At 48.5% G+C, this 25,555-nt stretch carries 26 protein-coding genes and 2 pseudogenes; 18 read left to right on the forward strand and 10 right to left on the reverse strand.

All coding sequences use genetic code 11. The features are described from left to right. The first annotated feature begins 71 nt into the window (after positions 1-71). Positions 72-986, forward strand: a complete 915-nt coding sequence (locus FEK46_RS03975; protein WP_130260624.1) for a bestrophin family protein — start codon at positions 72-74, stop codon at positions 984-986. A gap of 3 nt (positions 987-989) precedes the next feature. Here the strand turns inward: FEK46_RS03975 and tam are convergent, their stop codons facing one another. The 7 genes from tam to lsrA are packed head-to-tail and all read right to left on the reverse strand — an operon-like array spanning position 990 to position 7,610. Next, entirely contained in the window at positions 990-1,748 is a 759-nt protein-coding gene (gene tam, locus FEK46_RS03980) for a trans-aconitate 2-methyltransferase (protein WP_135559565.1), read from the reverse strand. Between the two features lie 56 nt (positions 1,749-1,804). Beyond that, on the reverse strand, positions 1,805-2,095 hold the full coding sequence (gene lsrG / locus FEK46_RS03985; protein ID WP_130209237.1) for a (4S)-4-hydroxy-5-phosphonooxypentane-2,3-dione isomerase: 291 nt from the start codon (positions 2,093-2,095) through the stop codon (positions 1,805-1,807). Between the two features lie 23 nt (positions 2,096-2,118). Continuing rightward, positions 2,119-2,994, reverse strand: a complete 876-nt coding sequence (gene lsrF / locus FEK46_RS03990; RefSeq protein WP_000774178.1) for a 3-hydroxy-5-phosphonooxypentane-2,4-dione thiolase — start codon at positions 2,992-2,994, stop codon at positions 2,119-2,121. Positions 2,995-3,020: 26 nt separating this feature from the next. Then, complete coding sequence (gene lsrB / locus FEK46_RS03995) at positions 3,021-4,049, reverse strand: autoinducer 2 ABC transporter substrate-binding protein LsrB (RefSeq protein WP_135559566.1); 1,029 nt, start codon at positions 4,047-4,049, stop codon at positions 3,021-3,023. An 11-nt stretch (positions 4,050-4,060) separates the two neighbouring features. Beyond that, a complete protein-coding gene (gene lsrD, locus FEK46_RS04000) occupies positions 4,061-5,053 on the reverse strand; it encodes an autoinducer 2 ABC transporter permease LsrD (RefSeq protein ID WP_001222725.1) in 993 nt (330 codons plus the stop codon). Next, a complete protein-coding gene (gene lsrC / locus FEK46_RS04005) occupies positions 5,053-6,081 on the reverse strand; it encodes an autoinducer 2 ABC transporter permease LsrC (protein ID WP_135559567.1) in 1,029 nt (342 codons plus the stop codon). Before lsrC ends, lsrD begins: the two co-directional genes overlap by 1 nt. After that, positions 6,075-7,610: an autoinducer 2 ABC transporter ATP-binding protein LsrA gene (gene lsrA / locus FEK46_RS04010; protein WP_130209229.1), complete on the reverse strand. Its 1,536-nt coding sequence runs from the start codon at positions 7,608-7,610 to the stop codon at positions 6,075-6,077. Before lsrA ends, lsrC begins: the two co-directional genes overlap by 7 nt. A 248-nt stretch (positions 7,611-7,858) precedes the next feature. Here lsrA and lsrR point away from each other — a divergent pair, with 248 nt between their 5' ends. From lsrR to hipA, 4 genes are all read left to right on the forward strand, one after another. After that, entirely contained in the window at positions 7,859-8,812 is a 954-nt protein-coding gene (gene lsrR, locus FEK46_RS04015) for a transcriptional regulator LsrR (protein ID WP_135559568.1), read from the forward strand. Positions 8,813-8,890: 78 nt separating this feature from the next. Beyond that, positions 8,891-10,483, forward strand: coding sequence for an autoinducer-2 kinase (gene lsrK, locus FEK46_RS04020; RefSeq protein ID WP_135559569.1), 1,593 nt, complete (start codon positions 8,891-8,893; stop codon positions 10,481-10,483). 365 nt (positions 10,484-10,848) lie between these two features. Next, positions 10,849-11,115, forward strand: a complete 267-nt coding sequence (hipB, locus tag FEK46_RS04025; protein WP_130209223.1) for a type II toxin-antitoxin system antitoxin HipB — start codon at positions 10,849-10,851, stop codon at positions 11,113-11,115. Next, the gene (hipA, locus tag FEK46_RS04030; protein ID WP_135559570.1) at positions 11,115-12,437 is read left to right on the forward strand and encodes a type II toxin-antitoxin system serine/threonine protein kinase toxin HipA; all 1,323 of its coding nucleotides are present in this window, start codon (positions 11,115-11,117) and stop codon (positions 12,435-12,437) included. Before hipB ends, hipA begins: the two co-directional genes overlap by 1 nt. 176 nt (positions 12,438-12,613) lie before the next feature. On the opposite strand, the gene FEK46_RS04035 is transcribed toward hipA, so the two are convergent. Continuing rightward, positions 12,614-13,960 (reverse strand): ISNCY family transposase, encoded by a 1,347-nt coding sequence (locus FEK46_RS04035; RefSeq protein ID WP_130219576.1) that lies wholly within the window; start codon positions 13,958-13,960, stop codon positions 12,614-12,616. Between the two features lie 357 nt (positions 13,961-14,317). Beyond that, positions 14,318-15,367 (reverse strand): alpha/beta hydrolase, encoded by a 1,050-nt coding sequence (locus FEK46_RS04040; protein WP_135559571.1) that lies wholly within the window; start codon positions 15,365-15,367, stop codon positions 14,318-14,320. Positions 15,368-15,859: 492 nt separating this feature from the next. On the opposite strand from FEK46_RS04040, the gene FEK46_RS23630 reads away from it, so the two are divergent. The 7 genes from FEK46_RS23630 (at position 15,860) to FEK46_RS04070 (ending at position 21,868) form a co-directional block, all read left to right on the forward strand. Next, on the forward strand, positions 15,860-16,654 hold the full coding sequence (locus tag FEK46_RS23630; protein WP_240731112.1) for a hypothetical protein: 795 nt from the start codon (positions 15,860-15,862) through the stop codon (positions 16,652-16,654). 62 nt (positions 16,655-16,716) lie between these two features. Then, positions 16,717-17,169 carry a hypothetical protein gene (locus FEK46_RS23555; protein WP_240731113.1) on the forward strand — a complete coding sequence of 151 codons (453 nt, stop codon included), beginning with the start codon at positions 16,717-16,719 and terminating at the stop codon, positions 17,167-17,169. 40 nt (positions 17,170-17,209) lie between these two features. After that, the gene (locus FEK46_RS04050; RefSeq protein WP_135559588.1) at positions 17,210-17,890 is read left to right on the forward strand and encodes a heavy metal response regulator transcription factor; all 681 of its coding nucleotides are present in this window, start codon (positions 17,210-17,212) and stop codon (positions 17,888-17,890) included. Between the two features lie 15 nt (positions 17,891-17,905). Next, on the forward strand, positions 17,906-19,363 hold the full coding sequence (locus FEK46_RS04055; protein WP_135559572.1) for a heavy metal sensor histidine kinase: 1,458 nt from the start codon (positions 17,906-17,908) through the stop codon (positions 19,361-19,363). A 64-nt stretch (positions 19,364-19,427) separates the two neighbouring features. Continuing rightward, complete coding sequence (locus FEK46_RS04060) at positions 19,428-19,907, forward strand: cupin domain-containing protein (protein WP_130260642.1); 480 nt, start codon at positions 19,428-19,430, stop codon at positions 19,905-19,907. Next, positions 19,885-20,646 (forward strand): carboxymuconolactone decarboxylase family protein, encoded by a 762-nt coding sequence (locus FEK46_RS04065; protein WP_130210828.1) that lies wholly within the window; start codon positions 19,885-19,887, stop codon positions 20,644-20,646. Before FEK46_RS04060 ends, FEK46_RS04065 begins: the two co-directional genes overlap by 23 nt. 157 nt (positions 20,647-20,803) lie before the next feature. Further along, positions 20,804-21,868: an alpha/beta fold hydrolase gene (locus tag FEK46_RS04070; RefSeq protein WP_130210830.1), complete on the forward strand. Its 1,065-nt coding sequence runs from the start codon at positions 20,804-20,806 to the stop codon at positions 21,866-21,868. A 246-nt stretch (positions 21,869-22,114) separates the two neighbouring features. Here the strand turns inward: FEK46_RS04070 and FEK46_RS04075 are convergent, their stop codons facing one another. Further along, entirely contained in the window at positions 22,115-23,008 is an 894-nt protein-coding gene (locus FEK46_RS04075) for a LysR family transcriptional regulator (RefSeq protein WP_135406649.1), read from the reverse strand. 148 nt (positions 23,009-23,156) lie between these two features. Here FEK46_RS04075 and FEK46_RS04080 point away from each other — a divergent pair, with 148 nt between their 5' ends. The 6 genes and pseudogenes from FEK46_RS04080 to FEK46_RS04100 all read left to right on the forward strand — a co-directional run. Continuing rightward, positions 23,157-23,939 (forward strand): SDR family oxidoreductase, encoded by a 783-nt coding sequence (locus FEK46_RS04080; RefSeq protein ID WP_135559573.1) that lies wholly within the window; start codon positions 23,157-23,159, stop codon positions 23,937-23,939. Between the two features lie 125 nt (positions 23,940-24,064). Further along, positions 24,065-24,316 carry a DUF1471 domain-containing protein gene (locus FEK46_RS04085; RefSeq protein ID WP_135559589.1) on the forward strand — a complete coding sequence of 84 codons (252 nt, stop codon included), beginning with the start codon at positions 24,065-24,067 and terminating at the stop codon, positions 24,314-24,316. Positions 24,317-24,372: 56 nt separating this feature from the next. Beyond that, a complete protein-coding gene (locus tag FEK46_RS04090) occupies positions 24,373-24,741 on the forward strand; it encodes a helix-turn-helix domain-containing protein (RefSeq protein WP_135559574.1) in 369 nt (122 codons plus the stop codon). Between the two features lie 35 nt (positions 24,742-24,776). Further along, on the forward strand, positions 24,777-24,923 hold the full coding sequence (locus FEK46_RS23380) for a hypothetical protein (RefSeq protein WP_167852915.1): 147 nt from the start codon (positions 24,777-24,779) through the stop codon (positions 24,921-24,923). After that, a pseudogene (locus FEK46_RS23635) lies at positions 24,905-25,000 on the forward strand (hypothetical protein); the annotation flags it as partial. The gene FEK46_RS23380 and the pseudogene FEK46_RS23635, both read left to right, overlap by 19 nt. A 360-nt stretch (positions 25,001-25,360) precedes the next feature. Further along, positions 25,361-25,555, forward strand: a pseudogene (locus FEK46_RS04100) (glutamate decarboxylase); the annotation flags it as partial.

Consider the following 25,555-nt stretch of genomic DNA (forward strand, 5'->3'; position numbering starts at 1 on the left):
GTAAGAAGCATCTTGAGAATGTGATCGTAATCACGTTTAATAGGGCGACTTTTCCACGCCTGAAGATAACCATGATTGTTCGTCCACAACAACACTGGCTGCGCCGTATTTTTGTCTGGCACGGTTCAGTATTATCCAAGATATCCTCGCGCTTACTACTCAATTTTCTCTTTTCTATCGCTGTTATTTTCATGCTGCCCTGGTACACGCATCTGGGCATCAAATTCACCCTTGCACCGTTCAGCATTCTCGGTGTCGCCATCGCCATCTTTTTGGGTTTTCGTAATAACGCGGGGTATGCCCGTTATGTTGAAGCGCGCAAACTTTGGGGGCAGTTGATGATTGCTTCACGGTCGTTACTGCGTGAGGTAAAAACGACATTGCCAGATTCGGCAAGTGTAAGGGAGTTTGCCCGACTGCAAATCGCCTTCGCCCACTGTTTACGCATGACGTTACGCAAACAACCACAGGCGGAAGTGCTGGCACATTATCTCAATGCCGAAGATCTTCAGCGTGTACTGGCTTCAAACACTCCAGCTAACCGTATCTTGTTGATAATGGGGGAGTGGTTGGCGGTTCAGCGACGCAATGGACAACTTTCAGATATCCTGTTTATTAGCCTCAACGATCGGCTTAATGATATTTCAGCGGTTCTGGCAGGCTGCGAGCGCATTGCCTATACGCCAATTCCCTTTGCCTACACCCTGATTTTGCATCGTACCGTTTATCTGTTTTGTATCATGCTGCCGTTCGCGCTGGTCGTGGATCTGCATTACATGACGCCTTTTATCTCTGTGCTGATTTCCTACACCTTTATTTCGCTGGATTGTCTGGCGGAAGAACTTGAAGATCCGTTCGGTACAGAAAACAACGATTTACCACTGGATGCCATCTGCAACGCTATTGAAATTGACCTGTTACAGATGAACGATGAAGCAGAAATTCCAGCGAAAATTCTTCCCGATCGCCATTACCAGCTGACGTGATAATTACTCGATACGTCGGGCAACAATAAACAGTCGCGGGAATGCCAGCAGTATCTGCCCGTTCTCCTGGAGGGGATACTGCTCTTCCAGCATCTGATGGTAGCGCGTAAGAAAATGCTGCTGTTCGCTCTCAGTCAGATCCTGCAACCACGGGCGTAATCCGGTTGCGGTCACCCAGTCAATAATCGCCTGGTGCGACGGCATCTGGTGATAGTAAGTGGTTCGCCAGATATCAATCTCGCATCCGGCTTCGCTCAAAATATCGTAATAAGCATGAACGCCAGCCAGCGGCTCACGCCCGCGATCTGGAAAATTTTGTTCCCAGGCGACTTCGCGCATCAGCACATGGGTCGGCTCCAGCCAGTTATCTGGCATCTGTACTGCCAACACACCATGGAGATTAAGTAACGAAACCAGATGAGGAAACAATTCGTAGTGGTCGGGCAGCCATTGCAGCGAGGCATTAGCAAAAATCAGATCAAGTGCCTGTTTCGGTTGCCAGTTGCGGATGTCTGTTTCCACAAACTGACACTTTGGAAGAGCACTGCGCGCTTCGGCAATCATCGCCGGAGATGAGTCGATGCCCGTTATCATGGCCGCAGGCCAACGTTGATGCAGCAGGGCGGTGCTGTTACCTGGGCCACAGCCAAGATCGGCAACATATTCGACATTCTCCAGCGGCACTCTGGCAAGCAGCTCCATCGCCGGACGCGATCGTTCAGCGGCAAAGTGCAAATATAAAGAGGGGTTCCAGTCAGACATTTTTTTACTCCCGTCAGCGCGTTACCCCAATTGTAGATAAAACTGATGAATTCGCCTCACGGCATCAACCCATTGAACACACGTTTTTTACGCGGCCCGGTCATTAGCGCTTCCAGTTTCGCGACACAGGTTTTGTAGTGGGGCGTAGTTTTATGGAACGCCACTGCGTCTTCATCTTTATAGGCTTCGTAAATATAAAAGCGCGAATTTACTTCCGGGTCCTGTAAGACATCGAAGCGTAAATTACCTTCTTCCTGTACCGAGCCCAGGTGGTTCTGGCGAAAGACCTCGATAAACTCGTCAACCTTGTCTTCATGAACGTTAATTTCAACCAGTGTGACGTGCATGATTCTTCTCCTTAAATCCGCAGTTACTGTTTTTCACTCAGATAGAGTTCATATGCCCGATCAGCCGTTTCGTTATGGTGTACCACCGCCTGTACGGCTTTCATCATCGCCACCGGATGGTCTGACTGGAAAATATTTCGCCCCATATCCACACCAGAAGCGCCCTGATCGATAGCCTGCCAGCACATTTCCAGCGCTTCGCGCTCCGGTAATTTTTTACCGCCAGCAATAACAATAGGTACCGGACATCCGGCAACAATCCGTTCAAAACCTTTATCGACATAATAGGTTTTGATAATTTGCGCCCCCATTTCAGCGGCGATTCGAGTCGCGAGCGAGAAATAACGCTGATCGCGCACCATATCTTTGCCCACGCCAGTGACTGCCATGGTCGGCATTCCCACTTTCATTCCAGCATCGACCAGCTGAATAATATTTTTGATCGACTGATGTTCATATTCGCTGCCGATATAAACCTGCGCCGCCACCGCACAACTGTTCAGGCGCACGGCGTCATCCATCGATAACGCCACTGCTTCATTACTTAATTCCGCCAGGATAGAGTTCGCACCTGACGCCCGCAGTACCACCGGCTTATTGGTCGCGGGTGGCACCACGCTGCGCAAAATACCGCGCGTACACATTAATACATCGGCATGTTCAAACAGCGGGGCGATATTTATATCAATGCGTTCAAGTCCGGTAGTCGGCCCCTGAAAATAACCATGATCAAAGGCCAGCATCACGGTTTTACCCGTTTTCGGATTAAATATCCGCGATAAACGAGACTGCATTCCCCAGTCCAGTGCACCGCAACCTTTGAGGGTAAAAGGGATATTTTGTTGCGGTTGATCGGTGCGAAAATCTTTACCATCTTTAATATCGTCTAAATCTGCCATAACTTACTCCGGTTAAGTAATGCACATCAGAAATCGTATTTGCCGATATTTTCTTTATTGAAAACCACGCGCTCCGGTAACAGTACAATGCCATTACCGTCCGCTTCGTAGTCATAGCCCTGAACGCTGTTTGGCGAGACTTCCACCTGACCTACGCCCTCGATATCCAGCTTGTCGCCCGTTTTCATTGCACCTTTTTTCAATAATGCATCTGCGACATAGACCGAAATTTTGCCTTGCTGAACCACATCCCACAGGCCAAACTCTTTCACCGTGCCGCGCTCTACATACGGACGCATCACATTTGGCGTACTGAATCCGACAATCGCAACTTTGTCATTTTTCAGGTTTTCTGCGGCTTGTGCGGCAGCGGGCAGGGCGTTGGCATCGGGGGCGATAATGACATCGAGATCGCTATAGGCTTTTAATATCCCCTCGGCAGTTTGTAATGACTTGGTGGCATCGTTATAGCCAAACTGCGTAGTGACAATTTCCCAGCCTGGATGCTCTTTGGCGATTTTCGCTTTCGCTTCTTTCACCCACTGGTTTTGGTCCGTCACTGTGGGGCTGGAGTAGAAAAACGCGACTTTGGCTTTGTCTTTGTCTTTATTTACCTGGCGCGCCGCCATATCCACCAACATACCTCCCAACTGGGCGGGCGTTCCCTGGTTAATGTAGTAAGAACGGCACTCCGGTTTGGTGTCAGAATCCCAGGTAAGTACTTTCACCCCACGTTGCATGGCGCGTTTCAGCGCCGGGCATAAACCATCTGGCGAAACCGCAGAAACGATAATGGCGTTATATCCCTGATTGACGAAGTTATTAATCAACTGTACCTGACCAGAAACACTGGGTTCTGTCGGCCCGTCGTAGGTCACATCAACGCCCAACTCTTTACCCGCTTGTTGTGCGCCGTTGCCACCGCTGGTAAAAAATCCCACGCCAACCAGTTTGGGAATAAATGCAATACGCTCTGCGGCCTGCACATTCATAGAGATTGCGGCAATGCCAAGGGCGCTAAGTAAGGCGATTTTCTTAAAGCGATGAAGTGTCATGAAGATATCCTTTATGGCAATGGGTTATTGGCCCGACGCGCCAGCCACTCTTTAATTTGCTGGCGATGCAGGCTAACGGAACGGCCAACGACAACGACGATAAGCAGCGCACCGGAAAGGGCGCTGGACACCTGATTTGGCACTCCTGCCATTTGCAAACCTTGTTGCAAATATCCCACTAATAAAACCGCAATGGCGGTGCCGATAATGGAACCGGAGCCACCATAAATATTGGCACCGCCGAGCACCACTGCGGTGATGGCGGGCATCAGAAACGACGCACCGAGATCGGAACGCGCGGAACCAAAATACGACACTAGCAGCACAGCGGCGACCGCAGACGCCAGCCCTGTCATGGCATAGAGCGCACATAAGGTACGGTTAACTGGAATCGCGCTATAAACCGCCACGCGCGGGCTTTGCCCAATCAAAAACACGTTACGTCCGGCATGGGTTTTATGCAGCCACAGCCAGAAAACGAGGAGACATATCAGGAAGATAATCAGCGGAACGGGGAGTCCCAGCACATCCAGGTTAGCGAAATCAGTAAACGCCATCGGGAATCCACCAATACCTTCGTACCCTGTCGCTCCGGCCATCCCGGAAAGCAGCAGAGCGCTTCCGGCAAACAGATACAGTGTGCCAAGCGTAATCACCAGCGGGTTAACTTTGGTATAGATGATTAATCCGGCGTTGATCAGCCCGCACAATGCGCCGAGCAGTAAGGTCAGGAGAATCGCCAGTGGCATCGGCACACCACTTTGAAACAGTACGCCCAATGCAATGGCGCAAAGGCCGATGGTCGAACCAAACGAAATATCGATCCCGCCACTGACAATCACCATCGTCAGCGGTAGGGCGACAATGCCAATGCAGATAAAGTCACTGGTGCTGAACAGCAGCATATTGAGATCTAACATCCGTGGGTTAATTGCACCAAATGCGACAATCTCAATAACCAGCAGTGCGGCAAGGGCCAGTTCCCAACCGTAGCGAATACGCATTACGCGGCCTCCCGTTTTTTACCTGACGAAGCGGGTTTAACGGATGGCGGTGGCGTCATAAAGCGGACATATTTTTGCCGCCGCAGATTACGTTCCAGCGCGCAACGCAGGCGTCCATCAAACACCAGCACCGCCAGCAGAACCAGGCCCGCGATAAAATCATTCCACCATGCCGGAATGCGCAACAGCACCAGAACGCTATCGATCTGCGTCAGGAACCAGGCGCCGAGCACCGCTCCGATAATCGCGCCGGAACCGCCGAGCAAACTAATACCGCCCAGCACGCAGGCAGCGATAGCTTTCATTTCCAGCCCGGTGCCGGTCTGGTTAGGGATAAACCCAATCTGCGAAGCAAACACAATCCCCGCCAGTGCCGCCATGCAGCCGTTCAACGAAAATGCCACAATCCGAATGGCTTCTGTACGAACGCCCAATTGACGAGCGCCCTGTAAATTATCGCCCGTGGCATAAAAACTGCGTCCAAACGCCGACTTCGCCAGCAGCCAGGCCATAAATGCAACCAGAATTATCGTCAACCAACCAATCGCGGAAACGCCAAACAGTAGCGGGGCGGAGAGTTGTTTCAGTTCAGCGGGTAATCCCTCAATCCATTTACCGCCAGTCCACAGCAGCATGATGCCCCTGTACAATCCTAATGTACCGAGCGTGGCGACAATGGCTGGGATCTTTAGCCACGCGACCAGGACACCGTTGAAAAATCCCGCGAGCAAACCAAGCAGTAACGTCGCGACACAAGCAACAGGCAGTGAATACCCAGCGTTCAGTAATATCCCCAACAGCACCGCGCACATACCCGTAATTGAGCCTACCGAAACATCGATATTGCGCGTCAGCATCACCAGCGTCGCGCCCATTGCCAGCAGGATCAGGATTTGTGCACTGCTATAAACCATGGTCAGCGTTTGCAGACTTAAATACTGACGGTCGAGAAAACCGGGTAATACAAACAACAGCACCACCGCCAGCAGTGCCGTGATTTCACGGTTGTTCTGAATAAACTTCAGCATGACGCCTCCTGACGCTGACTATCGCCGAAGGCAACGCGCATAATGGTCTCGACATTAATATCGCGCCCGGTCAGTGCCGAGTGGGTAATTTCACCCTGATGCATCACATACACGCGGTCAGCCATCAGTTCGATCTCTTCCAGATCGGAGGAAATAAGCAGCACGGCCACATTTTGTGCGGCGATGCTGCGCAACAGCTGGTAGATATCATTACGCGCCGAGACATCCACGCCGCGCGTCGGCTCATCAACAATCAATACTTGCGGCGAAGCTTCCAGACATTTGGCAATCAGGATTTTTTGCTGGTTGCCACCGGATAAAGTTCGTGCAGCTTGTTCCGATTCGTTAAATTTAATATTCAGCGCGCGACGATATCGTTCCAGTGTGGCGTTATCTTTCGCGGTTTTTGCCCAGAATCCGCGTTGATTATGGGTGAGGGCGCAGACGTTCCACGCCAGCGAAGCATCGAGATTCAATCCTGAGGACTGGCGATCTTCTGGTAGATAAACCAGACCGCAATGCAAACGTTCTCCGGTAGATAATTTATTGATCTCTTTACCATTCAACATGATGCACCCGCCACGCAAAGGCCGCAGACCATATAACGTTTCTGCCAGTTCAGTGCGCCCGGCCCCCACTAGCCCAGCCAGGCCAAGAATTTCTCCGGCATTCAGCGTAAAACTGACATTCATAAAACCTTCGCCAGTCAGATTTTCCAGCGCCAGTACCGATGTTCCAGCTGCATGTTGTGGGCGATTACCGGGCAACTCCAGCCATAACTTTTGACTGGCTGAGAGAGATTTTTCCCGCGTTGCTGGCGTAATGGCCTGAATGATGTCGTCGGTAGACAGCTCACTGGTTTTGCCACTTAACGCGATAGTTCCGTCGCGCATCACGCTAATCCGATCGGCAATCTGGCGAATTTCCGGCAGCTTATGTGAGATAAAAACAATACCCACGCCAGTGGCGAGTAGTTCCCGCAAACGGCCAAACAAGCGTTCGGTTTCCGCAGGGGTAAGCGACGCTGTAGGTTCATCGAGAATAAGAATTTGCGAATCGCGCATCAGACCGCGCAGGATTTCCACCATTTGGCGGTCGGCAACATCCAGTGAGCCCGCCAGACTATGCAGATCAAACTGGCAGCCCAGCGCCGCCAGCAAGTTCTTCATTTTCTGCATAGAAAGCTGTTTTTTTGCCAGCCCATACAGGATGTTTTCTTTTATCGACAGACTTGGGAAAAGCAGCGGTTCCTGGGGAACGAGATAAATACCTAGCTGATGAGCATAAACTGGCGTTAATCTGGCGTAATTGTTGCCTCCAATCTCCAGCGTACCGCTATCAGCAGGGGTAATACCGGCGATGATTTTCATTAGCGTCGATTTACCCGCGCCGTTACCGCCGAGCAGGGCGTGGACTTCCCCCTGATGCAACGTAAAATCGATGCCTTTCAGGACATTAACCCCTGAATACTGTTTATAAACCGAGCGGGCGCAAAGTAGCGGTAACGCGCGGGTATCACTCGTTTGCATATTTCCCCCATTCAGTTTTGCAGGTGAGTTTTGAACAAATGTATTTTTACTTTTAATTTGTTCATAACCTTAGGTGGCTATTGCGCATAATTCCGACGAATAGATCACAATTTATGCTATTTTGATTTTTATGGTTGCGTTTGTTCATTGCTGTTTGACCAAACTGTGGTGGTTATCACAGATATAAGCGCGCAATAACTGAACAATTGCATTAAAGATTTAAATATGTTCAAAGTGAAGAATGAATTATGACAATCAACGATTCGGCAATTTCAGAACAGGGAATGTGCGAAGAAGAACAGGTCGCGCGGATCGCGTGGTTTTACTATCACGACGGGCTGACCCAGAGCGAGATTAGCGATCGCCTCGGGCTAACGCGTTTGAAAGTGTCGCGGTTACTGGAGAAAGGGCATCAGTCCGGCATTATTCGCGTGCAGATTAATTCTCGCTTTGAAGGCTGTCTGGAATATGAAACGCAATTACGTCGCCAGTTTTCATTACAGCATGTGCGGGTGATCCCTGGACTCGCAGATGCAGATGTCGGCGGGCGCTTAGGAATCGGCGCAGCGCATATGTTGATGGGATTGCTCCAGCCACAGCAAATGCTGGCGATTGGCTTTGGCGAGGCAACGATGAACACGCTGCAACGCTTAAGTGGGTTTATTTCGTCACAGCAAATCCGCCTGGTCACGCTCTCCGGTGGTGTCGGCTCTTATATGACAGGCATCGGGCAACTTAACGCAGCGTGCAGCGTCAACATCATTCCGGCGCCATTACGGGCATCTTCGGCTGAAATTGCCCGAACGCTGAAAAATGAAAACTGCGTCAAAGATGTCCTGTTAGCCGCACAAGCTGCGGATGTGGCCATTGTCGGCATTGGCGCAGTGAATCAAAAAGAGAATGCGACGATTATTCGCTCCGGTTATATCAGCCAGGGCGAACAGTTAATGATTGGTCGAAAAGGGGCCATTGGCGATATTTTAGGTTACTTTTTTGACGCTAAAGGTGACGTTGTCACGGATATCAAAATACATAACGATCTGATTGGCTTACCTTTAACCGCGATGACAACTATTCCAACTAGAGTAGGTGTCGCAGGGGGCGAAAATAAAGCCGAAGCGATCGCCGCTGCGATGAAAGGCGGCTACATTAACGCGCTGGTTACCGACCAGGATACTGCCGCTGCGATTTTACGTGGTTAATTTAGCATCACCTTATTACCGGGAACGATGGAGAACGTATAGAGGAACAGACAGAACGCTTAAGCCGAGGATAATCTAATGGCTCGACTCTTTACCCCTTCAGAATCAAAGCATTACCTGATGGCGCTGGACGCAGGCACCGGAAGTATTCGGGCTGTGATTTTCGACCTGGAAGGCAATCAAATCGCAGTAGGACAGGCGGAGTGGCGGCATCTGGCAGTACCTGACGTTCCCGGTTCAATGGAATTTGATCTGAATAAGAACTGGCAACTGGCGTGCGAATGTATGCGCCAGGCGTTACATAATTCTGGTATCGCGCCGGAATATATTGCTGCCGTTTCGGCATGTTCGATGCGCGAAGGTATTGTTTTATATAACAATGAAGGAACACCGATCTGGGCCTGCGCCAATGTGGATGCCAGAGCGGCGCGGGAAGTCAGCGAACTTAAAGAACTGCATAACAATACCTTTGAAAACGAAGTTTATCGCGCGACCGGACAAACGTTGGCTTTAAGCGCCATTCCCAGATTACTTTGGCTGGCGTATCATCGTTCTGATATCTACCGACAAGCGTCGACCATCACCATGATCAGCGACTGGCTGGCCTATATGTTAAGTGGGGAACTGGCGGTCGATCCGTCTAACGCAGGCACCACGGGACTTCTCGATCTAACCACCCGTGACTGGAAACCTGCATTGCTGGATATGGCCGGACTGCGGGCTGATATTCTTTCTCCTGTCAAAGAAACCGGCACATTGCTGGGCGTGGTAAGTTCACAAGCTGCGAAACTTTGCGGCTTGAAGGCTGGCACTCCGGTGGTCGTGGGAGGAGGGGACGTACAGCTTGGTTGCCTGGGATTAGGTGTAGTGCGCCCGGCACAAACTGCCGTACTTGGCGGCACATTCTGGCAGCAAGTTGTAAACTTAGCCGCGCCGATGACAGACCCAGAAATGAACGTGCGCGTTAATCCCCATGTTGTTCCTGGCATGGTACAAGCTGAATCTATTAGCTTTTTTACCGGACTCACCATGCGCTGGTTCCGCGATGCCTTTTGTGCCGAAGAAAAACTGATTGCCGAACGTTTAGGTATCGACACCTATACGCTGCTGGAAGAGATGGCCAGTCGGGTGCCGCCTGGGTCGTGGGGCGTGATGCCGATATTCTCCGACAGAATGCGCTTTAAAACCTGGTATCACGCTGCGCCTTCTTTTATTAACTTATCCATTGACCCGGATAAATGTAACAAAGCGACGTTGTTCCGTGCTCTGGAAGAAAATGCGGCGATTGTATCGGCGTGTAACTTGCAGCAAATTGCTGATTTCTCGAATATTCATCCTACATCGCTGGTCTTTGCAGGCGGAGGTTCAAAAGGGAAATTATGGAGTCAAATTCTCGCTGATGTCGCGGGATTACCCGTTAATATTCCGGTGGTCAAAGAAGCCACCGCATTAGGATGTGCCATTGCAGCTGGCGTCGGTGCCGGGATTTATTCATCAATGGCAGAAACTGGAGAACGTCTTGTACGCTGGGAACGGACGCATACACCAGACCCGGAAAAGCATGAACTTTATCAAGATTCACGCGATAAGTGGCAGGCTGTATATCAGGATCAACTGGGGCTGGTTGATCACGGACTGACGACATCGTTATGGAAAGCGCCTGGGTTATAGTTTTATTGACAGCCACATCCTGATAACCGTGGCTGTTAATTTTTGAGTATCGGTATTCCTATTTCTTTTCTTTATTAGGATTAGGTGATAACGGCTGGGCATGCCGGGAGTGAAATATATCTGCTAAACCGTATCAAGCCGCATGCCGAAGATGGTATGCGGTTTAGTATTGACGACTTTAGTCAGCAACCTCAAATGGCACATCAGCGCCGTTTTTTAATCCTCCATTTTATCCGCGATCGCGGATATCGCAGCGTTTATCCTGTATAGCGGATAAAATGCGTTTACAGATTGACTTTATCCTCACTAAGGGATAAAACTGACAATATCCCCTTGAGCGGATAAACTTCTTGTGGACGTATGGCATGATGAGCTTTCCGATGATCTATAGCCCAACGCAATTAGCGAATGCAATGAAACTGGTTCGTCAGCAAAATGGCTGGACGCAGAGCGAGCTGGCGAAAAAAATCGGCATTAAGCAGGCGACGATTTCGAATTTCGAGAATAATCCCGATAACACCACGCTGACGACATTTTTTAAGATATTACAGTCACTTGAACTCTCAATGACGCTATGCGACACGAAAAACGCTGCGCCAGAATCAACAGGACAGCAAGATCTGGAGTGGTAATGCCTAAACTTGTCACTTGGATGAACAACCAGCGGGTAGGCGAGTTAACGAAGTTGGCCAATGGCGCGCACACTTTTAGGTATGCGCCGGAGTGGTTAGCCAACCGTTATGCCAGGCCGTTGTCGCTATCGCTGCCATTGCAGAGGGGGAATATCACCTCTGATGCCGTGTTTAACTTCTTCGATAACCTGTTACCCGATAGCCCGGTTGTACGCGACCGGATCGTTAAACGTTATCATGCTATATCCAGACAACCGTTTGATTTATTGTCAGAAATAGGGCGAGACAGCGTTGGCGCCGTGACGTTATTACCAGAAGATGAAACCGTAACGCACCCGATAATGGCATGGGAAAAGCTTACTGACGCCAGACTTGAAGAAGTATTAACGGCTTATAAAGCAGATATTCCGCTAGGCATGATAAGAGAAGAAAATGACTTTCGCATCTCAGTTGCTGGCGCGCAGGAAAAGACCGCGCTGCTCAGAATGGGCAATGACTGGTGCATTCCGAAAGGAATAACGCCGACGACGCATATCATTAAATTACCGATTGGTGAAATCAGGCAGCCCAACGCGACGCTCGATCTCAGTCAAAGCGTGGATAATGAATATTACTGTCTGCTGCTGGCGAAAGAACTCGGGTTGAATGTTCCGGACGCAGAAATCATAAAAGCGGGTAGAGTGCGCGCGTTAGCAGTCGAACGCTTTGACAGGCGCTGGAATACTGAACGAACGATTTTACTTCGCTTGCCACAGGAGGATATGTGTCAGACATTCGGTTTACCTTCATCGGTGAAATATGAATCTGACGGAGGCCCAGGCATCGCGCGGATCATGGCGTTTTTAATGGGGTCCAGCGAGGCGCTTCGCGATCGTTATGATTTTATGAAATTCCAGGTATTCCAGTGGTTGATTGGCGCGACGGACGGCCATGCGAAAAATTTTTCGGTTTTTATCCAGGCCGGTGGCAGTTATCGACTCACGCCATTTTACGACATCATTTCAGCATTTCCGGTATTGGGTGGCGCGGGAATACACATCAGCGATCTCAAACTGGCAATGGGGCTTAACGCATCCAAAGGCAGAAAAACGGCAATCGATAAAATTTATCCGCGACATTTTTTGGCGACAGCAAAGGCGCTGAAATTCCCGGAAGTGCAGATGCATGAAATCCTGAGTGACTTTGCCAGAATGATTCCCGCAGCACTGGATAACGTGAAGACTTCATTACCGGCAGATTTTCCGGAGAATGTTGTGACGGCAATTGAAACCAATGTGTTGAGGTTGCACGGTCGGTTAAGCCGAGAATACGGAATTAAGTGAGATGTGGGGTTTGGTCGTTGCTAATGAGCAGGACAATCATGACCGCTAAAGACTGGATTTTCCCTTTGTTTATGTTTTGTTATTGCAAGATTAAAAAGTCACCTGTTTTAACCAGTTTTAAATGTCACCTGAAGTGACATGAAAGCACAGATAAAAAGTCCAAACAGAGCAGGGGGCTAGCGTTTCAAACTGGCCCGGAACTCTTCAGGATTAGCCAGTACCGGGTTAATGGCCCTGAGTTGCTCCTGAACCCGGGCCTGTGCCCGTCTTTTGGGCATCTTTTTACTTCGGTCCCGCTTCCCAGCCCGCTCCAGATCATCCATCTTATCCTGAGCCAGTTTCAGTACGGCACCAAGCCGCTTGTTATCAACGATTTGCCCCTGGTCGATGCATTCCAGTTTGTCGAAGACCTGATAATTGAGTGAACGGTAGCCGTATTTAAATGCCAAAGTGCCGTCCGGGTAATCGTAAACTGTGATCTTTTCGCCCGCAATTCTGGTATTTTCTTCTGTAGGTTCAACAAGATATATCATCTTATCGTAACGGAACGTCAGCGTTTTCGACAGCTTACGTGATTCCTGCCAGGCAAAAATATCATCCAGCTCTTCGTTGCTTTCAGCCACGGGTCGGTGCAGATCTTTGGGGTATTTTGCTGGTCTTGCGAAGCGACGATTGAAGTCAGCAATGAAGGTATCCAGCCAGGCATTGGCTTCCTCGATGCTGCTGATGCCTTCGAGGCGCATTTCCTTGATAAGCCTGTCCTGAAGTGTCTGATTTGCTCGCTCCACGCGACCTTTAGCCTGTGGACTGTTGGCACAAATCAGCCCGATCCCCAGTTCAGAAAGTACACGGCCAAATTGCGTAACACCGGTCGTGGTAGAACCACCATTATTGACCCTGAAAATACCGTGCTTATCACTGTAAAACGCCAGGGGTTTGCCGTGTTGCTCAAGATACTCACGAGTGGCCATCATGTAATCAAAGGCTGATTCAGTCTCACCAAAGCGCAGGTGCATCAGGCGGCCAGTAGCGTCATCAATAAAGACGAGCAGGCAGCATTTCGGCGCACGTCCTTCAAACCAGTCATGCGGGGACCCATCGATCTGAACAAGTTCTCCGAGACAGTCACGCCGGTATCTGGGTTGGTGAACACGAGGCCTGCGACGTGAGTATGGAACCCAGAGTCCATCAGCCGTCATCCATTTTCTGAGCGTTTCAACAGACACCATGATGTTATGGCGTTCGCGCAATTTTTCTGCGGCAAGTGTGGGTCCAAAGTCGCTGTAGTGATCGTGAAGTAAAGAAAGAACACGCAGCTTAAGTGACTCAGGAAGCCTGTGATTACCGGGGCGTCCACGCCGAAGGTTTGCCAGTCCTGCAGCGCCAGACTCACGAAAGCGATTCATCAGACGCTGCGTCTGACGTTCGGTCAGAGCAAGTTGGTGTGCAGCGTCACGACGGCGCATGCGCTTTTCGACAACTGACTGAATGACATTAATCCTGTGCAGTTCTTTATCTGACATGGTCACTAGCATCCTGATGTCTCCATGGCACAAAGGCTTGATCCTTTATGCCATAAAAAGTGACATCACTAAATGGGTTAAAAGTGACATTAGAATATTGTAGTTACAATGTTGGTGCGCATAATGTATATTATGTTAAATGATGAATTGGATTGGATAAGCAACGCCTTACACCCACGTCTCGCCTCGTAGAGTCAGCAAATGACTACCCTATTGTCGGAATCTTGATTCCCCAGGATGCAGTAGCTCTCTTTCGATTTTCTAACTACCTCGCCAACTTGTTTTTTTAAAGTGGAAAATGGCTACAGTTGATGGATGTCCCCCAGCCTTTACGGCTGGGGATCCCCTGGAGGGTAACTAGATATTCTTATGAAAGAAAACGTCTAACTTTTGCGTCGCCTGGTCAACGTATTCTGGCACCCAATATGTCTCAATGTGGGTAGCACCATCGATCAGGAAGAGCTCTTTGTCCTTCGTACCGGTAGCTTTAGCGAACGCATCTTTAGTCATATAGAGCGTATCCGCTTTGGAACCGGCAATCATTAGCAGAGGTTTATTGATCAGGTTGATATGGTCCGTCACGTCAAAGTTCATCAAGTCTAACAGACTGCTCGTGGTGTATTTAAACGTTGAGTTTGGATGTGCGTGGGTTTTCCAGTAGTACTCGTAGCCCTGGCGATATAACGCAAAAGGTAATTTAGCGATCTGTTCATCAGTCAGGTTGGCATCACCGGAGTAAAGCACTTCGCCACCGGCCACTTCCTGAGCTCGTGCATCTGAAGCCTGCTGAAGACGTTGTTGAATAGTATCCAACTGTGAATCCTGCATACCATTGCGCCGTACAAGTCCTGAATTAAACATGCTAATGGTTGCAATCGATTTGAATCGTTTGTCCGTCTCGGCGGCAGCAAGTGAATACCCTCCTCCCCCGCAAATCCCCAACAAACCAATACGGGAGCTATCAACACCGGGATACTGGCTGATGAAATCAGCCATGCCGTGGATATCTTCAATACGATTCGCAGGTTTGTCTACGTTACGTGGCAGCCCTCCGCTGGCCCCCTGATAAGCAGCATCGGCGGCGATGGTAATATATCCGTGCTCAGCCAAGCGTTGGGCATATAATCCGGCGACCTGCTCTTTTACGCCACCATTAGGGTGAGCCACCACTATTGCCGGATATTTTTTCGCAGGGTCATAGTTAGCCGGTGTATACACATTCGCTGCAATCTGAATGCCATGCAGCTCATATTTCACAGGATGGATATTGACCTTGCCTGCGACATTTTCGGTGATAGCCCCGTCATAGACGAGAGTAAACGGGTTCTTTTTGTAATCTGCTGCATTTGCTGAAGTGATACCGACGACTGCCGTCATCAGCATTGCACTTAAAAGTGTCAATTTCATGGTTTCTCCCGATAAAAATGCGTGTTCATAAGGCAACCGAGATGGAACATTCAGACACAGAGTAGAGAGAAAAAGCTGTCAGTATCATGACCGCTAAATAACATTTTTGTCAGGAAGTCCCCAGCTCATCGTGTTTTCCGTTGAGGACGGTTGAAATACGCTTTCCCGGGTCTGATTTATGAATCAGGCTGATTAACCCTATCGGTAAAGCTCTCTCAAATGAACATAAATATGTTGCTATACTCTAAATAATTCGAGTTGCAGGAAGGCGACAAGCGAGTGAATCCCCAGGAGCTTACATAAGTAAGTGACTGGGGTGAGCGAACGCAGACGCAGCACATGCAACTTGAAGTATGACGAGTATATACTCATTCTGACTTAAGCGGCCGTGATATACCCCGTATAAAATAAGTCACTCATAACATTTCGACGAATAAAATTCGCAGCGTCTTGGTTGATAACTATTATATATACCATGACAAGGATATTAATATGGCGACACTTGAGCAACTTATTATTTTCTTTCTTCTTATTGGTATTGGCGTTAAAGCACGTAAATTGGGAGTTATTACACCGGGAAACACGCCCCGACTCACATCTCTTGTTTTTAATTTTGCGATGCCAGCTATTATACTTTCCGGGGTTACGACTGACCAGTCACATATTTCCGGAAAGGAATTCATTCCATTCAAAAAAACGATCGGTAATATCTTGTTGTCCGGACTAATATTTGCCGTTTCTGGTTGCGCAACGCACAGCATTCAGAGCCAAAGTACAGAACCGCAAATTGTATTACAAACTCAGGGAAGTTTTGCTGTGGGAGGCACAACAGTCAAGCATTCAGGAACATTTTCAGAACAAAATTTTCTCTCCCCTGATGGTCAAACCGCTTATGGCGATCATGCTTATGTCTTCTACCAAATTCCGGTAAATGCACATAAATATCCGCTGGTCTTCCAGCATGGCGGTGCTCAAACAAAAAGAACATGGGAAAGTACACCAGATGGACGCGATGGATTTCAGAATATTTTTCTGAAAAAAAATTATAGTGTTTATCTCGTTGATCAACCACGCATGGGTGAAGCCGGTTTATCGACCAAAGATGATGCGGGTAAAAATCCCTGGCGGGCAATCCTATGTATGCCGACAAGACGTTTTTTCTGTTGTCCCGTGTTGGCAATGAACAGGGTGTTTTTAAAAATTCGCAGTTCCCTGACAACCCTGCAAGTATTGAAGCATTCCAGCGTTCCTGGAATCCCTATTCAGGAGAACTTGATAATGACCTGAATGCGAAAACACTTGCACAGTTATTTGAAAAAATTGGTCAGGGTATTTTAATCACTCACTCGATGGGCGGCACTATTGGCTGGAGAACGCCCTTTTATACCGACAATGTAAAAGCCATTGTTGCTTATGAGCCAGGCGGAACACCATTTATCTTCCCGGAAAATGAGATGCCAGCACCGGTGAAGACGACATTTGCACCATTGAGCGCTTCCGCGATGGGAGTTCCCATGAACGAGTTTCTCAAACTCACGCGAATCCCAATCGTTATCTATTATGGCGATTTTATTGCTGAAAAACCGGATGCTGCCGTTGGCCCGGATAAATGGAGAAGTGAATATGAAATGGCAAAGCAATTTGTCAAGACAGTTAATCGTCACGGTGGAGACGCCACCCTTGTCCATCTTCCTGATATTGGCATCAAAGGCAATTCTCATTTCCTGATGGCGGAAAAGAATAATCAGGAGATTGCCGGAATACTGGCATCGTGGTTACACGATAAAGGACTCGATAAATAAATCAGCACCCTAAAGCCATAGGTGTAGAGGGATGAATATTATGCGCCTTTTAATTATAGAAGATGAAGAGAAAACATCGACGTATATCAGTCGTGCATTAAAAGAATCGGGGTTCATCGTTGATATTTCAGCCGATGGCGCTGAAGGGCTTCATTACGCGCTGGAATTAGACTACGACGCGATAATTCTTGATGTGATGCTACCGGGAATGGATGGTTATCAAGTGCTGGAAGGCGTCCGGGCCAGAAAACAGACACCCGTGCTGATGCTGTCTGCTCGGGGCTCGGTCGACGAACGCGTCAAAGGGCTTCGTCTGGGCGCAGATGATTATCTCCCTAAACCCTTCTCACTCATTGAATTGGTGGCGCGTATTCAGGCCTTGGTGCGTCGCCGCCCTACTGATGGCGCAGACATCACTCAACTTCACATTCAGGATCTGCATCTGGACTTACTGGCGCGCAGGGTATTTCGCGGTGGAACGAGACTGGAACTGACCGCAAAAGAATTTTCCCTGCTGAGTCTGCTCGCTCGTCATCAGGGAGAGATTTTGTCAAAGATGATGATTGCTGAACAAATCTGGGACATGAATTTTGATAGTGATGCCAATGTAGTTGAAGTCGCCATTAAACGTTTACGCGCCAAAGTTGATACCCCATTCGACGTTAAGCTACTTCATACCGTGCGCGGCATGGGGTATGTCCTCGAAGTCCGGCCTGAGTAAATAAAGAGGATAAGCATGGTTAAGCGTTCTATCTCTGTCCACCTGGCGCTGATGTTTGCTTTATCTGCGCTGCTGATTGTTTCCGTAATTGGCATCCTGCTCAGAAGCTCTTTGCATGAATCCTTACAAAAACAGATGCACAACGAACTGTTGTTCAGGGAATCATTGATGAGCCCGTGGATCACCGCGCGAACCTCGGCCGATGGTTGGTCCACGCTTGCCAATAAATTCACCGTATTAGCCAATTCCGAAGGTGAGCGTGTTCGCTACTGGATTGTCAGCGATAACCCGCGTTTTAGCGTGGGAGGAATGCCGCCAGTGGGAGTTCAGTGGTCTTCTTTACGGGAGGGATTTAATAAAGTACCCGGCACATCAGAGGGCGCATGTTCACTGTTTTTGTTAGTGAAAACGATCCCGGCAAACGGTGAAAGACCTGAGTTACGTTATGTGGTCGCCATTGATTCCACGCCGTACATGGGAACGCTCAATGCCTTTACGCGGACACTGCTGATCATTGCGGCTCTGGGCGTAGCGATCGTCGCCCTGCTGGGCTACGTTGTTTCAAAGATTGGCCTGCGTCCGGTGGGTATGCTCAGTAAGCAGGCGCAACATCTCGCCCCTGGGGACCATAGTCAGCGACTGGACGCCAGAGCCTTACCCGAAGAATTGCAGCAACTGGCCTCATCATTTAATGGCGTGCTGGAGCGCCAGGAAATCGCCTGGCGGCAACTCGAAAGTTTTAATGCCGATGTTGCTCATGAACTCCGCACGCCGCTGACTAACCTGATTGGCCAGACGCAACTGGGGCTATCACGACGACGCTCTCATGAGGAACTGGAAGAATTACTGGGCTCGAATCTGGAAGAACTTGAACGTATGACGTCCATCGTCAATGACATGCTGTTCCTGTCTCATGCCCACGCGGGAGAACATGCTTCTCAGCTTACACAAGTCTCCTTGCGAGAAGAAACCCTTAAGACAGCAGAATATGTCGAGCCCTCATTTACTGAAAAACAGCTTTCGTTGGATGTTGAAGGCGATGTTACTGCGTTTATCGATCGGCGGCTGTTCCACCGCTCACTGGCCAATTTACTGGAAAATAGCGCAAGGCATTCCCTTTCCAATAGCACTATTACTGTGCGCTTAAGCGAAAGGGATAATCAGGCCTGTGTTGAAGTTTCCAATCCAGGCAATCCGATAGCACCAGAACACTTAGATCGGCTTTTTGAGCGGTTTTATCGCATCGACACTTCACGAGCAAGGAGTGATGCCCATCATGGGTTGGGCCTGTCGATCGTGCGTGCCGTCGCTATTATGCACCAGGGTGATGTCTTTGCCCGTAGTGAAGGCGGCATCAATACATTTGGCCTCACTTTTGCGCTGAAAGCGGATAAAACGGTGAGCAATGCGCCTTCAGGCACTGAGTCTGGAGCAACGTTAACTGACAAAATTGTCAGCGAGGCGTCAGCCTGACGACATGTCCGTCTGAATAGAATCATTGTCTCCCCTCCTGTCACCGTAGATAAGGACGCGTTGTATGATCAGACAGTTACATTACCTTGGGCTACTACTGCCTCTCTTCACAACTTCATCATGGGCTGCGGAGCAAAATTCCACTGTCCATATCGCCCCCGCCGGAAGCCAGACTGCGGTGTATGGCTCGGCGGAGAATTTTACCGGTCGTGTCCGGGTTGATCCTCTGTTCAACGCTGACAACGACATCCGTGTTTCCGCGGCTTATGTCACCTTTGAACCTGGTGCCCGCTCCGCCTGGCATACGCATCCAGCAGGTCAGCGACTGATTGTGACCTCTGGTGTTGGACTCACCCAACAAGAAGGCAAGCCGGTGCAGGTGATCCGTGCTGGCGATGTTGTCTCTTGTCCGGCGGACGTTAAACACTGGCATGGGGCGGCCCCCGGTAGTGCGATGACACATCTGGCAATAACCGGCGTGGTGGATGGCAAAAGCGTTAACTGGAAGGAGTTAGTGACAGATGAACAATACCACGCCCATTAAGATATTAACGGCAGCGGTACTGCTCACCTTTGGTTTTGCGCTTACCGCAAATGCTGCGCTCATCAATAAAGGAGTTACCGAAATGAATCATGAATATACGGTTTCAGATACGCTGTCAGCTCGCCAGCAGGCCATTCCGTTGATTGCCGCATCAATGGCCAGCAGTCAGATGGATAAGCTGAATGCAGCGCTTAATCAAGGACTTGATACAGGACTCACGATAAACGAAGCTAAAGAAATTCTCATCCAGCTCTATGCCTATACGGGATTCCCCCGCAGCCTGAATGCACTGAATGAGCTGATGAAAGTCGTCGAAACACGTAAACAACGTGGCATCGAAGACATTGAAGGTAAAGCGCCGATCGCCCCGATTCCCGTCGGGGATGAGCTTCGCCGTGTCGGTACCGCAAACCAGACGAAAATCTCAGGAGCGCCTGTTCAGGGGCCACTGTTTGATTTTGCGCCAACAATAAATCAATTCCTGCAAACACATCTGTTCGGCGATATTTTCGCTCGCGATAACCTCGACTGGCAAAGCCGTGAACTGGCAACAGTTGGCGCATTAGCCGCTACGCCAGGCGTTGAAGCCCAGTTACTGTCACATACGCGAGCAAGTATGCGAGTCGGTCTGACGGCAGCGCAGTTACGACAGTTAGCACAGGTTCTGCGTGAACATGGCGACAATGATGCAGCCACAAGAGCTGAAGAGGCACTGCGAAAAGCGCTTGAGAACAAATAGAGACGGTCGTCATGCAGACTCTCCCCTGGGCAGTGCACATACGTGATTCATCCTCTGCATTTATGAATCCGCCAAATAAAGGCAATCAAGGGGGAGAAATAATTAACGCTGGCAACTCAGATATGATTAAACGGCAACCATAACAGAGGATGTGATTTTGAAAACGGTCTTAAAAATGCTGGCCATCTGCATGATGGCAGGAGGCCTGGGGGCGCAGTCTGTATACGCCGAACCATTGGTCATTCAGGAGCAAGGAAGTTTTTCTGCCGGAGGCACCATCATCACCGCCCCGGGAACATTTGATGCGAAAAAGCCGCTGGACTCTGCAGGTCAAACTTATCATGGCGATCATGCGTCGGTGTTCTATCAAATACCGGAGAATCCGCATAAATATCCCATAGTTATGCTGCATGGCGCGGGCCAGTCTTCTCGTACCTGGGAAAGTACGCCGGATGGTCGAGAAGGGTTCCAGAACATATTCCTGCGCCGCGGATTCTCCACGTATATTGTCGATCAGCCGCGTCGGGGTGATGCCGGACGAACCACTGTAGAAGGTACGATGACACCAAAACCTGATGAGCAGATGTGGTTTAACCAGTTCCGTGTTGGCGTGTGGCCAGAGTATTTTAAAGGCGTCCAGTTTTCCCACGACAAAGAGGCACTAAATCAGTATTTCCGCCAGATGACTCCGAATACAGGGCCATTTGATGTCAATGTCATCTCTGATGCGATGTCTGCCGTAGTGGATAAATCAGGCCCGGCAATCCTCTTTACTCACTCTCAGGGGGGTGGACCAGGCTGGTATACCGCGATGAAAAACAACAAGGTCAAAGCCATTGTCGCCTTCGAGCCAGGCAGCGGTTTTGTGTTCCCGGAGAAAGAACTCCCTGCCCCTATGCCTAGTGCGTTCGACACGCTGAAGGGTGAATCCGTGCCAATGGAACAGTTTATGGCGCTGACTAAAATCCCGATTTTGATTATTTACGGCGATAACATACCGGATAAACCTGTAGCCATGCCCGCACAGGACAGCTGGCGAGTACGGCTGGCAATGGCGCGTAAGTGGCGTGACGTGGTTAACAAGCATGGTGGGGATGTGACGGTGACGCATCTGCCTGAGGCTGGAATCAGAGGTAATACCCACTTCCCGTTTTCCGACCTGAATAATGTGCAGATCGCTGATTTGGTGAGTCGGTTTTTGAAAGAGAAAAATCTGCAATAGCCATTTTAGAAGATCACCTTAAACGTTTAATAGAGCGCCTAACCTTCAGTGGGCGCTCATCGTATTGTGTAGCTTTTTCTGATGGAGATTCACAGCCTCGAAGATGTTTGCTCTGTTCACTGCTGTATCAAGCTTTCAACGTTACTGAAGCGCTGGCCTTCGCTGTATTAAAGCGCACTGGCCTACAGGCGTGCAGTGAAAAAGGTCATTATGCCCGCGCAAGGCCCACAGCAAAATGTGGACACGTTATTCCGCGTAGCGAAGTGCATCAATCAACAGCGCAAAAGCAGGCGGATGCTGCTTACGGCTGGGATAGTAAAGGTAATATCCGGGAAAAGTTGGACACCACTCCTGTAAAACCTGAATAAGCTCGCCTGACGTTACATAATCCTGAATCGCGTCTTCGGGAACACAGGCGATACCAAATCCTGATAATGCGGCATCAATTCTTTCTGGCAGCAGATTAAACGTCAGTTGCCCATCAACTCTGACCCGTAACGGTTTCCCTTCGCGTTCAAACTCCCAGTGATAAAGTCCACCGGCAGTTGGCAGACGCATATTGATGCAGCGATGATTTTGTAGTTCGTGAGGCGTTTCAGGCGCAGGGTTTGCAGCAAAATACGCCGGCGATCCCACCATGGCCATCCGCATATCCGGCCCAATTCGCACTGCAATCATATCCTTATCCACACTTTCACCCAGCCGTATCCCGGCATCAAAGCGGCCTTCAACAATATCGACAAAACCGTTATCCACCACCAGTTCGACATTGATTTCGGGATATTCCCTGAGGAACGGTTTTAGCTTCGGCCAGACCAGACTGCGCGCAGCATGTTCCCCGGCTGATAAACGAATATTCCCGGTGGGCGTGCCATTCAGTTGGATAAGTGATTCCAGCTCGCGCTCAAGCTCATCTATACGTGGCTCAAGACAGGCAATTATTCTCTCCCCTGCTTCCGTGGGAGCCACGCTACGGGTAGTTCGGGTTAAGAGACGGATATTTAACCTTTCCTCCAGTGCCTTCATTGCATGGCTAAGTGCAGACTGAGAGACGCCGAGTTTGCTCGCTGCTTTGGTAAAACTTCGCTCTCTTGCCACCACAAGAAAGATTTGCAGTTCGTTGAAGTTTTCTTTAAGCATTGACGATTTCCTTGTAGAAGCATTCCCTTCAAAGCGCATTCATGAAGGGCGTTCATAGACACAATCATTTTAGCCTCATTACTGGCAATAATGATAATTGATATTCTGGCTGTATCAAAAATAAGGCTGAATTATCAGAAGGTTTATCATGAAAATACTCATTGCTGGCGCAACAGGAAGCATTGGTATTCATGTTGTGAATACTGCTATTGCAATGGGCCATCAGCCAGTGGCTCTGATCAGGAATCGGCGGAAAATCAAGTTACTCCCTCGTGGAACAGATATTTTCTATGGCGATGTTTCAATACCTGAAACACTCACCGATTTACCGAAAGATATTGATGCCATCATTTTTACACTCGGCTCCGATGGTCAGGGACGTATTGGTGCCAGAGCGATAGATTACGGCGGTGTACGTAACATTTTGCGAATATTCATGGATACACCTGTTCGCATCGCCCTGATGACAACGATTGGCGTTACTGAGCGGCTCAGTAGCTGGAATCAACGTACTGAAGTTCATGACTGGAAGAGAAGATCTGAACGCCTGGTCAGAGCCAGCGGGCATATCTACACTATCGTCAGACCCGGCTGGTTTGATTACAATAATGATGATGAGCACAGAATCGTCATGCTTCAGGGGGATAAACGCCATGCGGGAACGCCGGAAGATGGTGTTATTTCCCGGGAACAAATCGCCCGGGTACTGGTAACGGCCTTGAGCAATGATGCGGCAAAAAATAAAACGTTCGAACTGGTCGCAGAGCGAGGAGAAGCACAGCAGGATCTCACTCCTCTGTTTGCAGAGCTGCAGAGTGATAATCCCCAAAAAAATGATGGGGTTTTCGATATAGACAATATGCCCCTTACTGAAGAACCTGAGTGCGTTATTAACGACCTGAATCTGTATTCGAAAAATTCAAAAATCTGACAGCGTTGTCATATGACAGTCAGTCTTATGACAGCTTAGAACTGTATATTTACAGATCAAGAAGGAGGAAGCTCCTTCTGATATTTGTCAACTTCCAAATATATCGTTTAAAACAGGTATCAGATATGAAAGCACTACTAATTACTACATTATTCATGGGATTCATTTCGACAAATACTGCATCTGCTGCTGAGGAGATTCGTCATGCAGATGGCAAAGAAAAGATTGGTGTAGTCTCAGCCAGTAATGCCCTGACGCTTGATGAATTATCGAATGCGCTTTCTCGTAAAGCTGATGAGCAAGGAGCAACATCATTCAAAATTCTGTCAACCGCGGGGAATAACCGGTTGCACGGGGTTGCTGAAATCTATAAGTAAGTAATTAGCATTTTTAACAATATATGTCACAGCCCTCTTATAGTTAGCGTCGTCTTATGTCCAGAACAGAAGATATTATCGATGAGGTAACTCAATGGATTGATTCAAACATACATAAACCGCTGAAGATAGACGATGTTGCTACGCGGGCTGGATATTCTAAGTGGCATCTTCAGCGGATTTTTGTACAGATAAAAAAAGTTAGCCTTGGGAAATATGTCAAAGATAAAAAACTTAGTCTTGCAGCTAAAGATCTTGTCGGGACTAATGAGTCTGTGATGAGCATCGCCTATAAATATGGGTTCGATTCACAACAGACCTTTACTCGGATTTTCTCTAAAAAATACAAATTGTCACCATTAAAATATAGAAACACCGAAAGGATAAAAAACATTAACATTTTAAATAATTTCACACTTACGTAGTATCACTTAAATGGTAATTTATTCTGCATAAAGCCGTGGGCGGCAGCGGTGTTGGCGAACTCTCCTCTTCCAGCCTGAAACGCTGGAGCGCAGCTGTTACGGTAAAAGAACAAAACGAACCTGTAGCACAAGTTTCACAGTGGAAGCGTTATGATTCCCGGACATCCACCAACCGACAGTAGAAAACGTTAACACTAATGTTAAACAACATCTTACCCATCCGGTGAATACTTATACCGGAGTATTACTGCCGAAATAACAACTTACCCCACGAACAATGTTGGCGGGGATTCTGGTAATTATATCTTTTTTATTCGATAATCTTTAAAAACGTTCAAAAAAAATTAACCACTAACTAATAATGATATTTTATTGGCTAATTTTTACGTGATAATAACGGCAGGTAAAAAAACACATTAAAATAACGCTAAAAAGATCGAAATTATCATTAGTATATTGCTCATCCTTTTGTTTTTACTTAAAAAAACATAATGTAATTATTGTCAGAGACTAAACAAGATTAGGATTTTGTTATTTAAAGGCCAGGCCATTGAGCTTGCTTACTTTATCGATAAATCCTACTTTTTTATTGCGTTCCAATCATTTTAAGGAGTTTGAAATGGATAAGAAGCAAGTAACGGATTTAAAGTCGGAACTACTCGATTCACGTTTTGGTACAAAATCTATTTCCACCATCGCTGAATCTAAACATTTTCCGCTGCATGAAATGCGTGATGATGTCGCATTTCAAATTATCAATGATGAATTATTTCTCGACGGTAACGCTCGTCAAAATCTGGCAACTTTTTGCCAG

Origin of the sequence: Escherichia sp. E4736 (assembly GCF_005781225.1) — a bacterium.
Classification (GTDB): domain Bacteria; phylum Pseudomonadota; class Gammaproteobacteria; order Enterobacterales; family Enterobacteriaceae; genus Escherichia.

Coding starts and splice junctions, on each gene's coding strand:
- FEK46_RS23555 (WP_240731113.1), top strand. CDS start 16,717: ATGGGCGGCACTATTGGCTGGAGAACGCCCTTTTATACCGACAATGTA.
- FEK46_RS04085 (WP_135559589.1), top strand. CDS start 24,065: ATGAAAGCACTACTAATTACTACATTATTCATGGGATTCATTTCGACA.
- FEK46_RS04060 (WP_130260642.1), top strand. CDS start 19,428: ATGATCAGACAGTTACATTACCTTGGGCTACTACTGCCTCTCTTCACA.
- lsrR (WP_135559568.1), top strand. CDS start 7,859: ATGACAATCAACGATTCGGCAATTTCAGAACAGGGAATGTGCGAAGAA.
- hipA (WP_135559570.1), top strand. CDS start 11,115: ATGCCTAAACTTGTCACTTGGATGAACAACCAGCGGGTAGGCGAGTTA.
- FEK46_RS04090 (WP_135559574.1), top strand. CDS start 24,373: ATGTCCAGAACAGAAGATATTATCGATGAGGTAACTCAATGGATTGAT.
- lsrB (WP_135559566.1), bottom strand. CDS start 4,049: ATGACACTTCATCGCTTTAAGAAAATCGCCTTACTTAGCGCCCTTGGC.
- FEK46_RS04050 (WP_135559588.1), top strand. CDS start 17,210: ATGCGCCTTTTAATTATAGAAGATGAAGAGAAAACATCGACGTATATC.
- lsrF (WP_000774178.1), bottom strand. CDS start 2,994: ATGGCAGATTTAGACGATATTAAAGATGGTAAAGATTTTCGCACCGAT.
- lsrG (WP_130209237.1), bottom strand. CDS start 2,095: ATGCACGTCACACTGGTTGAAATTAACGTTCATGAAGACAAGGTTGAC.
- FEK46_RS04040 (WP_135559571.1), bottom strand. CDS start 15,367: ATGAAATTGACACTTTTAAGTGCAATGCTGATGACGGCAGTCGTCGGT.
- FEK46_RS04055 (WP_135559572.1), top strand. CDS start 17,906: ATGGTTAAGCGTTCTATCTCTGTCCACCTGGCGCTGATGTTTGCTTTA.
- FEK46_RS04080 (WP_135559573.1), top strand. CDS start 23,157: ATGAAAATACTCATTGCTGGCGCAACAGGAAGCATTGGTATTCATGTT.
- tam (WP_135559565.1), bottom strand. CDS start 1,748: ATGTCTGACTGGAACCCCTCTTTATATTTGCACTTTGCCGCTGAACGA.
- lsrA (WP_130209229.1), bottom strand. CDS start 7,610: ATGCAAACGAGTGATACCCGCGCGTTACCGCTACTTTGCGCCCGCTCG.
- lsrD (WP_001222725.1), bottom strand. CDS start 5,053: ATGCGTATTCGCTACGGTTGGGAACTGGCCCTTGCCGCACTGCTGGTT.
- lsrC (WP_135559567.1), bottom strand. CDS start 6,081: ATGCTGAAGTTTATTCAGAACAACCGTGAAATCACGGCACTGCTGGCG.
- FEK46_RS04065 (WP_130210828.1), top strand. CDS start 19,885: ATGAACAATACCACGCCCATTAAGATATTAACGGCAGCGGTACTGCTC.
- FEK46_RS04035 (WP_130219576.1), bottom strand. CDS start 13,960: ATGTCAGATAAAGAACTGCACAGGATTAATGTCATTCAGTCAGTTGTC.
- lsrK (WP_135559569.1), top strand. CDS start 8,891: ATGGCTCGACTCTTTACCCCTTCAGAATCAAAGCATTACCTGATGGCG.
- hipB (WP_130209223.1), top strand. CDS start 10,849: ATGATGAGCTTTCCGATGATCTATAGCCCAACGCAATTAGCGAATGCA.
- FEK46_RS03975 (WP_130260624.1), top strand. CDS start 72: ATGATTGTTCGTCCACAACAACACTGGCTGCGCCGTATTTTTGTCTGG.
- FEK46_RS23630 (WP_240731112.1), top strand. CDS start 15,860: ATGGCGACACTTGAGCAACTTATTATTTTCTTTCTTCTTATTGGTATT.
- FEK46_RS04075 (WP_135406649.1), bottom strand. CDS start 23,008: ATGCTTAAAGAAAACTTCAACGAACTGCAAATCTTTCTTGTGGTGGCA.